The sequence below is a fragment of the Streptomonospora salina genome (assembly GCF_014204715.1).
In the GTDB taxonomy this organism is placed as follows: domain Bacteria; phylum Actinomycetota; class Actinomycetes; order Streptosporangiales; family Streptosporangiaceae; genus Streptomonospora; species Streptomonospora salina.
In genome coordinates, this window is the sequence record NZ_JACHLY010000001.1 from 1,898,205 (window position 1) to 1,912,245 (window position 14,041).

Annotated in this window: 11 protein-coding genes; 1 reads left to right on the plus strand and 10 read right to left on the minus strand. The window is 71.3% G+C overall.

Annotated features, from left to right (window positions below; translation table 11 throughout):
* Positions 1 to 68: 68 nt before the first annotated feature.
* The gene (gene rarD, locus HNR25_RS08515; RefSeq protein WP_184634134.1) at positions 69 to 1,007 is read left to right on the plus strand and encodes an EamA family transporter RarD; all 939 of its coding nucleotides are present in this window, start codon (positions 69 to 71) and stop codon (positions 1,005 to 1,007) included.
* Between the two features lie 91 nt (positions 1,008 to 1,098).
* On the opposite strand, the gene HNR25_RS25765 is transcribed toward rarD, so the two are convergent.
* The 10 genes from HNR25_RS25765 to HNR25_RS08565 all read right to left on the minus strand — a co-directional run bounded on the left by HNR25_RS25765 (position 1,099) and on the right by HNR25_RS08565 (position 14,011).
* The gene (locus HNR25_RS25765; RefSeq protein ID WP_345607476.1) at positions 1,099 to 1,638 is read right to left on the minus strand and encodes a PRC-barrel domain-containing protein; all 540 of its coding nucleotides are present in this window, start codon (positions 1,636 to 1,638) and stop codon (positions 1,099 to 1,101) included.
* Positions 1,639 to 1,851: 213 nt separating this feature from the next.
* Positions 1,852 to 2,862, minus strand: coding sequence for a polyprenyl synthetase family protein (locus tag HNR25_RS08525; protein WP_184634135.1), 1,011 nt, complete (start codon positions 2,860 to 2,862; stop codon positions 1,852 to 1,854).
* A gap of 138 nt (positions 2,863 to 3,000) precedes the next feature.
* Complete coding sequence (gene nuoN / locus HNR25_RS08530; RefSeq protein WP_184634136.1) at positions 3,001 to 4,644, minus strand: NADH-quinone oxidoreductase subunit NuoN; 1,644 nt, start codon at positions 4,642 to 4,644, stop codon at positions 3,001 to 3,003.
* Positions 4,645 to 4,795: 151 nt separating this feature from the next.
* Positions 4,796 to 6,346 (minus strand): NADH-quinone oxidoreductase subunit M, encoded by a 1,551-nt coding sequence (locus tag HNR25_RS08535; RefSeq protein ID WP_184634137.1) that lies wholly within the window; start codon positions 6,344 to 6,346, stop codon positions 4,796 to 4,798.
* On the minus strand, positions 6,347 to 8,293 hold the full coding sequence (gene nuoL / locus HNR25_RS08540; protein WP_312862721.1) for an NADH-quinone oxidoreductase subunit L: 1,947 nt from the start codon (positions 8,291 to 8,293) through the stop codon (positions 6,347 to 6,349).
* A 23-nt stretch (positions 8,294 to 8,316) separates the two neighbouring features.
* The gene (gene nuoK, locus HNR25_RS08545) at positions 8,317 to 8,616 is read right to left on the minus strand and encodes an NADH-quinone oxidoreductase subunit NuoK (protein ID WP_179767756.1); all 300 of its coding nucleotides are present in this window, start codon (positions 8,614 to 8,616) and stop codon (positions 8,317 to 8,319) included.
* Complete coding sequence (locus HNR25_RS08550) at positions 8,604 to 9,569, minus strand: NADH-quinone oxidoreductase subunit J (protein WP_184639002.1); 966 nt, start codon at positions 9,567 to 9,569, stop codon at positions 8,604 to 8,606. The genes nuoK and HNR25_RS08550 overlap by 13 nt, the downstream gene beginning before the upstream one ends.
* 8 nt (positions 9,570 to 9,577) lie before the next feature.
* Entirely contained in the window at positions 9,578 to 10,129 is a 552-nt protein-coding gene (nuoI, locus tag HNR25_RS08555; RefSeq protein ID WP_184634139.1) for an NADH-quinone oxidoreductase subunit NuoI, read from the minus strand.
* Positions 10,122 to 11,483: an NADH-quinone oxidoreductase subunit NuoH gene (gene nuoH, locus HNR25_RS08560; RefSeq protein ID WP_184639004.1), complete on the minus strand. Its 1,362-nt coding sequence runs from the start codon at positions 11,481 to 11,483 to the stop codon at positions 10,122 to 10,124. The genes nuoI and nuoH overlap by 8 nt, the downstream gene beginning before the upstream one ends.
* The gene (locus HNR25_RS08565) at positions 11,483 to 14,011 is read right to left on the minus strand and encodes an NADH-quinone oxidoreductase subunit G (RefSeq protein WP_184634140.1); all 2,529 of its coding nucleotides are present in this window, start codon (positions 14,009 to 14,011) and stop codon (positions 11,483 to 11,485) included. Before HNR25_RS08565 ends, nuoH begins: the two co-directional genes overlap by 1 nt.
* Positions 14,012 to 14,041 lie beyond the last annotated feature (30 nt).

The window sequence follows — 14,041 nt, forward strand, 5'->3', positions numbered from 1 at the left end:
GGCCGCTACCGCCGAGCGGAGGCGAAAACGAATAGTCATGGGATGAATCGTGGCTTACGCTTGCCCGCGTGCCTGAATCCAACCGCGGTGTGCTCCTGGGCGCCGGCGCATACCTGATGTGGGGCCTGTCCACTCTCTACTGGCCGCTCGTATCCGCCGCCGGAGCCGGCGAGGTGATCGCCCACCGCATGGTCTGGTCCCTGCTGGCCGTGCTCGCGGTACTCGCACTGCGCGCGCACTGGCGGTGGTTCCTGCCGCTGCTGCGCCGACCGCGCCGCCTGGCGATGCTGGCCGGGGCCGCAGCGGTGATCTCGGTGAACTGGGGCCTGTTCGTCTACACCGTCAACAGCGGACAGACCAGCCAGGCGGCCCTGGGCTACTTCATCAATCCGCTGGTGAGCGTGCTGGTCGGGGTGGTGTTCTTCGCCGAACGGCTGCGCCGCGCCCAGGCGGTGGCGGTGACGCTGGGCGCCGTCGCCGTCGCGGTGCTGAGCGTGGCCTACGGCGGCGTGCCGTGGCTGTCGCTGGGGATGGCGTTCTCCTTCGCCACCTACGGCGCGCTGAAGAAGCTCGTCGGGCTGGACGGGGTGGAGAGCCTCGCGGCCGAGACCCTGCTGCTGTTCCTGCCGGCCGGCGCCTACATCGTGTTCCTGCAGGCCGCCGGCGCGGGCACGTTCGTCGAGGTCTCGCCTTGGCACACCGCGGCGCTGGTGGGATCGGGGCTCGTCACCGCCATGCCGCTGCTGGCGTTCGGCGCCGCGGCCAGCCGCATCCCGCTGAGCATGCTGGGACTGCTGCAGTTCATCGTCCCGGTGATGCAGTTCCTGTTCGCTTGGCTCGTGTTCGAGGAAGCGATGCCGCTCAGCCGGTGGGCCGGTTTCGCGATCGTCTGGTGCGCGCTCGTGGTGTTCGTGACCGACATGCTCCGGCACAACTCCCGCACGCGCCACGCCGCACGGGCGGCGGAACCCGACCCGTCCCCGGACGGACACGCGCCGCGGAGGTGAGAGCGGCGCTGCGGACACCGCGGGCGTCCCGCGACGGCCGCCGCCGACACGCGCGTCCCGGCCCCGGCCCGCACGGGCCGGCACGCCGTCTTCAGGCGCCGCCGGGGCGGTCCCGGTGGTGCTGGCTGCCGCCCTCCCAGAACCAGTCGCCCTCGGCCTGCGCCGGTTGCGGCCCGTCGTCCGCGGGCTCCCAGATCGGCCCCGTTTCGGATCGGTGCCGGCGACCGGCCGCGGCCGGGACCCCCGCCGACTGCGGCCCGTCCGGCTCGGGGCGCGCGTGCCGACCGCGCGGGCGGGCCGCCTCCTCGGGGACGCGCTGTCCCGGGACCTCGGGATTCAGACCGTAGTGCGCATAGACGCGGTCCTCCTGCTCGACCGAGATGTGCTGGTCCACGTCGAAGCTCGGCGCGTCCTTGATCCTGCTGCGGGACCAGGGCACCTGCAGCGAGTCGTCAGCCATCTCCGCGCCGACCAGCGGAACGAGGTTCTCGCGCGAGCCGAACAGGCCCGTGCGCACCGTGATCCACGTGGCCGCATCGGTCCGGTCGTCGTAGAAGACCTGACCGATCTTGCCGACGGCCGCGCCGTCCTTGTCGACCAGGCGGTGCCCGATCATCCGCTGGGTCTCCATCGCTGCCACGGCGACTCACTTCCCCCCGTATCGCCTGCGCGCCGGTCCGGCCGGTCCCGGAAGCGCTCGGGGCGCGCCGGGCCGCCAGTCGGCAGATTCCCGCAGGTGGAAGGGGGCATGCGGCGGCCGGAGCGACCTTGCCGCCCGATGGCCGATTCGTTCCCCGCGCTTTAACCGGGACCGGGCCGTAGGGCGCGGCCGGCACGGACGCGGTCAGCCGCTGCGCAGCACCGCGTAGTCGCAGAGGGCCTCGAAGGCTTCGCGCGGCGGGCCGTGCGGCAGGGTGGCCAGCTCCGCGCGCGCCTGTTCCGCCCACTGGCGGGTGGTTTCGCGCGCCTCGTCCACGGCTCCGTGGGAGCGCAGCAGCGACAGCGCCTCGTCGGTTTCGGCGTCGTCGAGCGGGCGGCCCAGCAGTTCGCGCAGCCGGCCGTCGGCGCCGCCGCCGTCGACCGGCCGCAGCGCATACAGCATCGGCAGGGTCAGGACACCTTCGCGCAGGTCGGTGCCTGGAACCTTGCCCGACTCGCTGGAGGTGCCGGCCACGTCCAGGATGTCGTCGGCGAGTTGGAACGCCATGCCCAGCGCGTCGCAGGCGCGGGTGATCGTGCGGGTGATGTGCGTTCCGGCTCCGGAGAACATGGCGCCGAACTCGGCGGAGGAGGCGATCAACGACGCGGTCTTGTCGGAGATCACTCGCAGGTAGTGCTCCAGCGGGTCCGCGCCGTCCTGAGGGCCGGCGGTCTCCAGGATCTGGCCCTGGACCAGCCGCCCGAAGGTGCGGGCCTGCATCCGCACCGCGTCGGTGCCCAGGTCGGCCAGGATCTCCGAGGCGCGCGCGAACACGTAGTCGCCGGTGAGGATCGCGACGCTGTTGCCCCACCGCTGGTTGGCGCTGGGCTCGCCGCGGCGCAGCGCGGCCTCGTCCATCACGTCGTCGTGGTAGAGCGTGGCGACGTGGGTGAGCTCGACCACGGCCGCCGCCCGCACCAGCTCGGGCGCCGTCGGGTCGCCGAAGTGCGACGCGAGCAGTACGAGCGTGGCCCGGAACCGCTTCCCGCCTGCCGAGAGCAGGTGCGAGGCGGCGTCGTTGATCGAGGGGTCGCTGGCGGAGACCGACTCGCGCAGCAGGCTCTCGACGTCGTCCAGAGCTTCCTGGACCCCTTTGGCGAGACCCGCGTCGATACTCGGCAGAGCGAGGAAATCGCTCGGGACAGCACCGCTCACCTGGAAGCTCCACACGTCAGCAGGCACGCGATACCCCCGAAACCGGACATATCGCGCGCACTCGGGATGAACAAAACCGATTAGCCAAGTTATCTGACCCTGAATCGGCTGCCAAAGCCACCCACCGCGTGGCCCCGGCTACCGCTCGCCTCCCACCGCCGACAGCAGGGACTCGCTCTGCTCCTGCCCGGGCTGGGGAACCAGGTTGTCCAACACCGGTGAAGGGAAGACCCCCAGCAGGAACGTCGCCGCCACCCCGATCACGATCGCCGAGCCCGTGAAGACTCCGGCGCGTGCCACGAACGGACCGCCGTCGTCCGGTTCGGAGAAGAACATCAGCACGATGATGCGCACATAGAAGAACGCCGTCACCGCGCTGCTGAGCACGCCGACCACCACCAGCGGGGTCGCCCCCGCCGCCATCGCTGCCTCGAATACCGCGAACTTGCCGATGAAACCGCTCGTCAGCGGAATGCCGGCGAACGCCAGCAGGAACAGCGCCAGCGCCCCCGCCAGCAGCGGCGACGTGCGGCCCAGCCCGGCCCACTGCGACAGCTCGTTGGCCTCGGGGCCGTTCTCGTGCGTGCGCACCAGGGTCACGACGGCGAAGGCACCGATGGTGGTGAACCCGTAGGCGGCCAGGTAGAACATCGCCCCGGCAAGGCCCGCGGAGCTGGCCGCCACGACCGCGGTCAGCACGAACCCGGCGTGCACGACCGAGGAGTAGGCCAGCAGCCGCTTGATGTCGCGCTGGGTCACGGCGATCACCGCGGCCAGCACCATCGTCAGTACGGCCACCACCCACAGCATCGGCGCCCAGTCGCTCGCCGAAGGGCCGAAGGGGACGTAGAAGACCCGCAGCAGCGCACCGAAGGCCGCGACGAGTGTGCACGAGGCCATCAGCGCGGTGATGGGGGTGGGAGCGCCCTGGTAGACGTCGGGCTTCCAGTTGTGGAAGGGCACCGCCCCGACCTTGAACAGCAGGCCCACGGAGACCAGCGCGATCCCCAGCAGCAGGAGCGGACGCCCGCCCCCGTCGGGGAACAGGGGCCCGCCGCCCTCCTGGGCGGCCGCCGCCACGTCGGCGAAGCTCACCGAACCGGCGTAGCCGTAGACCAGCGCGATGCCGAACAGGAAGAACGCCGAGGAGAACGCCCCCAGCAGGAAGTACTTCACGGCCGCCTCCTGGGAGAACAGCCGCCGCCGGCGGGCGATCCCGCACAGCAGGTACAGCGGCAGGCTCATGACCTCCAGTGCGATGAACATCGTCAGGAAGTCGCCGGAGGCCGGGAACAGCTGCATCCCCAGCAGGGCGAACAGCACGAGCGGGTAGACCTCGGTGTGCTGGGAGCCGGCCAGTACGTGCTCGCGCTCCTCCTCGCTTCCGGGGACCGCGGCCGCCTGCGCGGCGAACGCGCTCTCGCCGCTGCGGTTCTCCGCGATCAGCAGCAGGCTGATGAATCCCAGGACCAGCACCGTCCCCTGAAGGAACACCGACACCGGGTCCACGGCGACGCTGCCGAAGGCCACGCCCACGCCCGCCGCACCCTCGGGCAGCGATCCGGTGATCAGGACGGTGAGCACGAACGCCGCACCGACGGCGGCCAGCGCCAGGGTCAGCTGCACCGCGCGGCGCCGCGCCGCGGGGGCGAACGCCTCGATCAGCACCCCGATGACGGCGGCGCCGAAGACCACCAGCATCGGCGACAGCAGCCAGTAGTCGATCTCGGGCGGGTTCTGCGTGATGGCCGGAGCCGCCATCACCTGCGCGGACGACATCATGCGTGCTCCTTCATCTCGATCGCCGCCGCCCGCGCGTTGCGCGGACGGCCCACGCCGGCCGCGCACCGACGCCGACCGCGCCGCTCACTCGTCGGGCTCACAAGGCCCACAGGGGTGGCCGGGGTGGTCGGGGTGGCCGGGGTCGCTCGCCTCACTCGTGGTCCCCTTCCGCAGCCGTCTCGGCCCCGCCGATCTCCGGCTCGGGGTCGGTGGCGCCGACGGACCGCATGGTGGCCTCGACGGCGGGGTTGACGACGTCCAGCAGCGGCTGGGGGTACACCCCGAAGACGACCAGCAGCGCGATCAGCGGCGCCACGGCGAGGGTCTCCCTGCGGGACAGGTCGCGCAGGCGCGACAGCTTTTCGGGAAGCGGACCGGTCATGGTGCGCTGGTACATCCACAGGATGTAGAGCGCGGCCAGCACCACGCCGACGGAGGCGATGATCGCCGGGACCGGGTGGAAGGCGTAAGTGCCGACGAACACCAGGAACTCGCTGACGAACGGCGACAACCCCGGCAGCGCCAGTCCGGCGAGCCCGGACACCAGGAACACGCCCGCCAGCACCGGCGCCCTGCTCTGCACGCCCCGGTAGTCGGCGATCGCCGTGGAGCCCTGGCGGGCGACGAGGAACCCGACCACCAGGAACAGCGCACCGGTGGCGAAACCGTGGTTGACCATGTACAGCGCCGCGCCCGACTGCCCCTGCGTGGTCATGACGAACACGCCCAGAGTGATGAAGCCGAAGTGCGACACCGAGGTGTAGGCGATCAACCGCATCATGTCGCTCTGGGCGATCGCCAGGACAGCGCCGTAGACGATGCTGACCAGGCTGAGTACCACCACGGGCCAGATGAACCAGGTGGCGGCGCCGGGGAACATCTCCAGGCAGTAGCGCAGCATGCCGTAGGTGCCGACCTTGTCCAGCACGCCCACCAGCAGCACCGCGGTGCCCGGGCGCGACGATCCGGCCGCCGAGGGCAGCCAGGTGTGCACCGGCCACATCGGCGCCTTGATCGCGAACGCCACGAAGAAGCCGAGGAACAGCCAGCGCGCGGTCGCCGGGTCGATTCCGGCCAGGGCACTGTCGGAGCCGACCAGATCGCTCCACAGGAACGTGCCGCCGTAGACGTAGACGCCGATCACCGAGACCAGCATCAGCAGCCCGCCCAGCAGGCTGAAGAGCAGGAACTTGACAGCAGCCGCGCGCCGCCCGTCTCCGCGGCCGTAGCGCCCGATCATGAAGTAGACCGGGATCAGCATGGCCTCGAAGAAGACGTAGAACAGGAACACGTCTGTGGCCGCGAACACGCCGATCATCATCGCTTCGAGCACGAGGATCAGCGCGAAGTAGCCTTTGCCGCCGTCGGGCGCGTCGTCGTTCTCCCGCCAGGCGGCCAGCACCACGAGCGGCACCAGCACCGCCGCCATCAGGATCAGCACGAGCGCGATGCCGTCGACCCCGACCGCGTAGTTGACCCCGAAGCGCGGGATCCACGGGTAGACCTCGGTGAACTGCAGGCGCTCGGCGCCGGCGGGCGTGAACTGCGCGGCCATGGCGGCGACCACCAGCAGGGTCGCGACGGTGGCGCCCAGGGTCGCACGCTTGGCCGATTCGATCCGCTCACGCGGGAGCAGTGCCACCAGCGCCGCGCCCACGGCGGGCAGCGCGATGGCCAGGGTGAGCCAGGGAAAGTCGGTCATCTAGAACCTCACAGCCAGCGTTGCGACGACGATGGCGGCGCCGAACAGCATCGTCAGCGCGTAGGTGCGGGCGAAGCCCGTCTGCGCGCCGCGCAGCCCGCGGGAGCTGTCGCGCACGCCCGTGCCGACCCCGTCGACCAGGCCGTCGACCACCTTGGTGTCGAAGGCCGACAGCGCCGCGGCGACGGCGTTCCCCGGACGCATGAGCAGCCCTTCGTTGAGGGCGTTGCCGTAGAGCTCGTTGCGGGCGAAGGCGGTGACCGGTCCCGGCCGCGGCGCGGTGGCGGGCACCTCGCGGCGGCCGTACATGAACCAGGCCACGGCCGCGCCGGCCACCAGCATCCCCAGCGCCGCCAGGCTCGGCGGGCTGGTGAACATGGCCGCCAGGTGGAACTCGTGGGCTTCTTCGGGCGCGCCCACGGCGGGCTCCAGGAAGTGCGCGAAGCGGTAGCCGAACACCAGGACCGCGCCGAGGAACACCGACCCCGCGGCCAGGACGATCATCGGGACCGTCATGGAACGGGGCGACTCGTGCGGGTGCGCGCCTTCGGCCCAGCGGCGCTCGCCGAAGAAGGTCAGGATCATCACGCGGGTCATGTAGAACGCGGTGAGCCCCGCGCCGACCAGGGCGGCCGCGCCGAGCGCGGTACCCGTCGCCCCGCCGGAGGAGAACGCGGCCTCGATGATGCCCTCCTTGGTCCACCATCCCGACAGCAGCGGGAACCCGATGATGGCCAGGTAGCCGAGTCCGAACGTCGCGAAGGTGATCGGCATGGCCTTCCGCAGACCGCCGAAGCGGCGCATGTCGACCTCGTCGTCCATGCCGTGCATGACCGAGCCGGCGCCCAGGAACAGCCCGGCCTTGAAGAAGCCGTGCGTGATCAGGTGGGCGATCGCGGCGGCGTAGCCGACCGGGCCCAGCCCGGCGGCCAGCGTCATGTAGCCGATCTGGCTCATCGTGGAGCCGGCCAGCGCCTTCTTGATGTCGTCCTTGGCGCACCCGATGACCGCACCGGCCAGCAGAGTGGCGGCGCCGACCACGGCGACGGTCGTCTGGGCGGCGGGGGCGGCCTCGAAGACCGGCCCGGCGCGCACGATCAGGTAGACGCCGGCGGTCACCATCGTCGCGGCGTGGATCAGCGCCGAGACCGGTGTGGGGCCCTCCATCGCGTCCAGCAGCCACGACTGCAGCGGCAGCTGTGCGGACTTGCCGCAGGCGCCCAGGAGCAGCAGCAGGCCGAGCGCGGTCACCAGGGCTTCGTCCGCCTGGCCGACGGCGTCGAAGACACCGCTGAACGCGACGGTGCCGAAGGTGGTGAACATGATCATCACCGCGATGAGCAGGCCCATGTCGCCGACCCGGTTGACCAGGAACGCCTTCTTCGCGGCGACGGCCGCCGAGTCCTTGTGCTGCCAGAACCCGATCAGCAGGTAGGAAGCCAGCCCGACCCCCTCCCAGCCCAGGAACAGCAGCACGAAGTTGTCGGCGAGCACAAGAACGAGCATCGCCGCGACGAACAGGTTCAGGTAGGCGAAGAACCGCCGGCGCCGCTCGTCGTGGGCCATGTAGCCCACCGAGTAGATGTGGATGAGCGAGCCGACACCGGTGATCAGCAGGGCGAAGCTGAGCGAGAGGGGATCGAGCAGCAGCCCGACCTCGGCGTCGAACCCGCCGGCGGAGAACCACGTGTAGACGGGCACCGCGAAGCTGCGCTCCTCGGGTGCGGCGGCCAGGATCTCGAACAGGGCCGCGACCGCCCAGCCGAAGCTCGCCAGCGGCAGGGCGGTGCCCAGCCAGTGGCCCCAACTGTCGGTGCGTCGGCCGCCCAGCAGCAGAATGACGGCGCCGACCAGCGGAAACGCGATCAGCAACCAGGCGTTGGACAGGACCGCCCCGCTGGCCTGGGAGGTGACAGCGGTCGCGTGCTGCTCGGCGGCGAGGGTTATCTCAGACACAGCCACGTCGCCTTCTAGTGCTTGAGCAGGTTCGCGTCGTCCAGCGACGCCGACCTGCGGGTCCGGAAGATCTGCATGATGATCGCCAGGCCCACCACGACCTCGGCCGCGGCCACGATCATCACGAAGAACGCGATGACCTGGCCCTCGATATCGCCGAGCATGCGGGCGAAGGCGACGAACGCCAGGTTGCAGGCGTTGAGCATGAGCTCGACGCACATGAACACGATGATGGCGTTGCGCCGCACGAGCACGCCGACGGCACCGATCGTGAACACGATCGCGGCCAGCACGATGTAGTTCATCGGGTCCATGTGCGCTCGGCCTCCTGTCCGTTGGCGCCGCCGCCGGCGGGCGTGTCGGGATCCCCGCCGGACTCCCCGGACTCCTCGGACTCGCCGGAGCCGGCGGAATCGGCGGAATCGGCGGAATCGGCGACGCCCAGCGGGTCGGCCTCCTGGGACGCGGCGGAGTCGGAGGCGCCGCCGGCCTCGGGGATGGACCCCAGCTGGAAGTCCTTGGGTACGCCCGACTGCATGCTCGGGTCGCGTGCGGTCAGCACCGCGTTGAGCGACAGTGCCGACACCGACCCGTCGGGCAGCAGCGCGGGCATGTCGATGGCGTTGTGCCGCGCGTAGGTGCCCGGGCCCGGCATCGGGGTGGGGTGGTCGCCGCGGATGCGCTCGCGCTGCAGCGTCCGCTGGGTGCGCCGCTTCTTGATGCGGTTGACGTGGGCGAACACCAGCGCGCCCAGCACCGCGGTGATCAGCAGCGCGCCGGTGGCCTCGAAGGCGATGATGTAGCGGTAGATCACTTCGGCGGCGATCCAGGGGACGGTTCCGCCCGCCGCGGCCGCTCCGGCGCCCAGGCCGAGGGGGTCGGCGGCGGTGATGCGGGTGAGCCCGGTCGCCAGCGCGCCCAGGAAGCACAGCGCTACGACCGCCGTCATCACCCGCTGCCCGCGCAGCGTCTCCACCAGCGAGTCCGCCGAGCTGACGCCCACGAGCATCAGCACGAACAGGAACAGCATCAGCACGGCGCCGGTGTAGACGACGATCTGCACGATCATCAGGAACGGCGCCTCGTTCATGCCGTAGAAGCAGGCGAGGCCGAGCATGACCACCGCCATCAGCACCGCCGAGTGCACGGCCTTGCGGCTGAACACCACGCCTACGGCGCCGAGGACGATCACCGTCGCCAGGATCCAGAAGGCGGTGGCCTCCCCGCCTGAGATGGGCGTGCCCGGCGCCGCGGCGCCGGCGAGCATGTCGGCGCTCACCTTGTCGCCTCGCCCTCGGGCCGGGGCGCCTCGGCGGCTTGGGCCGGGGTGGCGCCCTCGCGGTAGTACTCTTCCTCGGTCTCGCCCAGGCGCATGGGGTGCGGGGGCGCCTCCATGTCCTCCAGCAGCGGCGCGAGCAGCTGCTCCTTGGTCCAGATGAGGCTCTCGCGCTCGTCGTCGGCGATCTCGTACTCGTTGGTCATGGTCAGCGCCCGGGTGGGGCAGGCCTCGACGCAGAGTCCGCACAGGATGCAGCGCAGATAGTTGATCTGGTAGACGCGGCCGTAGCGCTCACCCGGGGAGTAGCGCTCCTGCTCGGTGTTGTCGCCGGCCTCCACGTAGATGGCGTCGGCCGGGCAGGCCCAGGCGCACAGTTCGCACCCGATGCACTTCTCCAGGCCGTCGGCCCAGCGGTTGAGCTGGTGCCGGCCGTGGAAGCGGGGCGCGGTCGCGCGCTTGACTTCGGGATAGTTGGTGGTCGGCACCTTCGTGAACATGGTGTGGAAGGTGACGCCGAACCCCTTCACGGGGTTGAGCCAGTCAAGCACCGGTAACCTCCTCACGCTTGTCGTCGGGGGCACGGGGCACGTAGCGCGGCCCCTCGGCCGGCACGCTGCTGCCGTAGTGGGGGGCGCTGGCCGGTGGCACGGGGAATCCTCCGTAGGCGGGGTCTTCACGCATGAGCCGCAACTCCTCCCGGCGTTCGGCGGCTTCGGCGTCGCGGCTGCGCCGCGCCGAGCGCACCCAGGCCGCCAGTACGGCCACGGTGGCGACGGCGAACGCCGCGACGACGGCGGCCACGGCGGCGGCCGGCGCGCCCTCGTTGACGAGGAGGCGCACGGTGGCCACCGCGGTGATCCACACGAGCTGCACCGGGATGAGGATCTTCCAGCCGAGCTGCATCAGCTGGTCGTAGCGGACCCGCGGCACCGATCCGCGCAGCCAGATGAACAGGAACATGACGAACATGAACTTCAGCAGCCACCACAGGACCGGCCACCAGCCCGCGCTCGCGCCCGCCCAGAACAGGGTCAGCGGCGGAGGTGCGAGGTAGCCGCCGAGGAAGAAGGTGACCGACACCGCGGCGACGGTCACCATGTTCACGTACTCGGCCAGGAAGAACATGGTGAACTTCATCGACCCGTACTCGGTCATGAACCCGCCGACGAGCTCGCCTTCGCCTTCGGCGAGGTCGAAGGGCAGCCGGTTGGTCTCACCGACCATCGTGACGAGGTAGATGAGGAACGACGGGAGCAGGATCACCGCGAACCACAGCGGGCGCTGGGCTTCGACGATGCCGGAGGTGGTCAGGGTTCCGGAGTACATGAACACCGCGACGACCGACAGGCCCATCGCGATCTCGTAGCTGATGACCTGCGCCGATGCGCGCAACCCGCCCAGCAGGGCATACGGCGACTGGGAGGCCCAGCCGCCCAGCACGATCCCGTAGACCCCCACCGCCGCGGTGCCCAGCACCACCAGTGCGGCGATGGGCAGGTCGGTCAGCTGCAGCGGTGTCTGCACGCCGAACAGCGAGACCTCGGGCCCGATCGGAATCACCGAGAACGCCATGAAGGCGGGTACCGCGGCGATCATGGGAGCGGCGATGTAGATCGGCCGGTCCACGCCGCGGGGGATCACGTCCTCCTTCAGGGACAGTTTCACCCCGTCGGCCAGGGATTGCAGCAGCCCCAGCGGACCGAACCGGTTGGGGCCGTGGCGCTGCTGCATGCGGCCCATGACCTTGCGGTCGGCCATGATCATCATCAGCACGCAGACCATGAGGAAGACGAAGATCGCCAGCGCCTTGATCAGCGTGATCCACCAGGGATCGGAGCCGAAGGCGTCCAAATGGGCCTCGGCGGCCACGGGCACCGCCGCGCCGGCCTGCGCCGTCGCAATCACAGGTCGCTCCCCGCACTCGTCGCGGTCATTTTCGCTTTGGAGAAGCCGGTTTCGTCGTCGGCACCGGCGCCGGTTTCCGATCCGGCGGCGATCGACACGACCGCGCCGCCGGCGGCTCCCAGATCGCGGCGGACGTCGCAGTCGCGGGCGTTCTCCGGCAGCCACACCACCCGGTCGGGCATCGCGGCCACGGCCACAGGCACGCTCACCGCGCCGGCCGGGCCGCCGACGCGCAGCCGGCCGCCGTCGGCCACGCCGATCTCGGCGGCGGTGGCGGCCGAGAGCCGGGCCAGAGCCGGGCGGGCCGTACCGGCCAAGTAGGGCTCGCCGTCCTCCATCCGCCCGTTGCCCAGCAGCTGGCGCCACGTCGACAGCACCGCTTCGCCCTCGGCCGGCTCGGGGCGCCGGGCGGGACGCGTCAGCGGGTCGGGGACGCGCTCCCCCGACCAGGAACCGAGCTCGTCGAGCTCGCGCGCCGCGGCGGCGTCGTCGGGAAGCCCCAGGTGCACGTCCATCTCGTCGGCGAGCGCGGACAGCGCCCGCAGATCCGACAGCAGGCCGGGCTTCTTCAGCGCGTCGCCGAAGGGGCGGCGCCGCCCCTCCCAGTCGACGAACGTGCCGCTCTTCTCGGACACGGCCGCCACCGGCAGCACCACGTCGGCCCGGTCGGTGACGTTGCTCGCCCGCATTTCGAGGCTGACGACGAAGGGCACGCGCGCCAGCGCGGCCCGCGCCGCCTCGGGGTCGGGCAGGTCGTCGAGGTCGACGCCGGCGATGAGCAGCGCCTCCAGCTCGCCGGAGGCCGCCGCCTCGACGATCTCGGCCGTGGAGCGGCCCTCGCGCTCGGGCAGCGACCCCACGTTCCATATCCGGGCCACCTCGGTGCGGGCGGTGGCGTCGGCCACCGGGCGCCCGCCGGGCAGCAGGTTGGGCAGGGCTCCGGCGTCGGCGGCACCGCGCTCACCGGCCCGCCGCGGCACCCACGCCAAGCGCGCACCGGTGCGGTCGGCCAGCCGCGCGGCGGCCGACAGCGCGCCGGGGACCGCTCCGAGGCGTTCGCCCACCAGGATGACCGCTCCGGTCCGGCGGAGCTGTTCGAGCGCTTCGCCGTCGGCGTCGCCCAGCTCGCCGAGCACCTCGGGCTCGGATCCGGGCGCGGTGGGGATCAGCCGCCCGCCGGCCTTGGTCAGACCCCGGGTTTCGTGCGATGCGACGGCGTAGACGCCGGTGCCGTTCTTGCGGCGGGCCTTGCGCAACCGCAGGAACACCACCGGGGATTCGTCCTCGGGTTCGAAGCCCGCCAGCAGTACCGCGGGGGCGTTCTCCACATCGGCGTAGGTGACCCCGAGGCCGGTGCCGGCCACGCGGGAGGCCAGGAAGTCCGCCTCCTCCTCGGAGTTCGGGCGGGCCCGCATGTCGACGCTGTTGGTGCGCAGCGCCACCCGCGAGAACTTGGCGTAGGCGTAGGCGTCCTCCAGCGTCAGCCGCCCGCCGGTGAGTACGCCGACACGGCCGCCGCGGTCGCGCGCCCGGGCCAGCCCTTGCGCGGCCAGGGTCACGGCCTCCGGCCAGGAGGCGGTCTCCAGGGAGCGGCTGTCCTCGTCGCGCACCAGCGGGTGGGTGAGGCGGTCGGGCCGGCTGGCGTAGGTGAACGCCCACCGGCCCTTGTCGCAGTTCCACTCCTCGTTGACCTCGGGATCGTCGCCGGCCAGGCGCCGGGTGACCTTCCCGCGCCGATGGTCGGTGCGCTGGGCGCACCCGGCCGAGCAGTGCTCGCACACGCTGGGGGTGCTGACCAGGTCGAAGGGCCGGGACCGGAACCGGTAGGCGGCGCCGGTGAGCGCGCCGACCGGGCAGATCTGCACCGTGTTTCCGGAGAAGTAGGACTGGAAGGGCTCGCCCTCGGCGGTGCCGACCTGCTCGTCGGCGCCGCGCTCCAGCAGTTCGATGAAGGGATCGCCGGCGATCTGCGCGGAGAAGCGGGTGCAGCGGGCGCACTGGATGCAGCGCTCGCGGTCCAGCAGCACCTGGGTGGACAGCGCGACGGGTTTGGGGAACGTGCGCTTGGTGTCCAGGAAACGGGTCTCGCCGCCGCCGTTGGCCATGGCCTGGTTCTGCAGGGGGCACTCGCCGCCCTTGTCGCAGACCGGGCAGTCCAGCGGGTGGTTGATCAGCAGGAACTCCATGATCCCGCGCTGGGCCTTGTCCGCGACCTCGGAGGTCAGCTGGGTCTTGACGACCATGCCTTCCATCACGGCGATGGTGCAGGAGGCCTGCGGCTTGGGCATGGCCCGCCCGTTCCCGGCGTCGGGGACCTCCACCAGGCACTGGCGGCAGGCGCCCACGGGGTCGAGCAGCGGATGGTCGCAAAAGCGCGGGATCTGGATTCCCAGCAGCTCGGCCGCGCGAATGACCAGCGTTCCCTTGGGCACCTGGATCTGGAAGCCGTCGATGGTGACGGTGACGAGCTCCTCGGGCTCTGCGGCAGGGGTGCCGCCCGAGGCGCTGTTGGTCGTGACGGTCACTGCTCCTCCTCTCCTGCCGGCTCCGCCGGC

What these genes read in the sequence shown, in the direction of transcription:
- HNR25_RS08535 (WP_184634137.1), bottom strand. Translation starts at nt 6,346, where the DNA reads ATGACCGACTTTCCCTGGCTCACCCTGGCCATCGCGCTGCCCGCCGTG.
- HNR25_RS25765 (WP_345607476.1), bottom strand. Translation starts at nt 1,638, where the DNA reads ATGGAGACCCAGCGGATGATCGGGCACCGCCTGGTCGACAAGGACGGC.
- nuoK (WP_179767756.1), bottom strand. Translation starts at nt 8,616, where the DNA reads ATGGACCCGATGAACTACATCGTGCTGGCCGCGATCGTGTTCACGATC.
- nuoN (WP_184634136.1), bottom strand. Translation starts at nt 4,644, where the DNA reads ATGATGTCGTCCGCGCAGGTGATGGCGGCTCCGGCCATCACGCAGAAC.
- HNR25_RS08550 (WP_184639002.1), bottom strand. Translation starts at nt 9,569, where the DNA reads ATGCTCGCCGGCGCCGCGGCGCCGGGCACGCCCATCTCAGGCGGGGAG.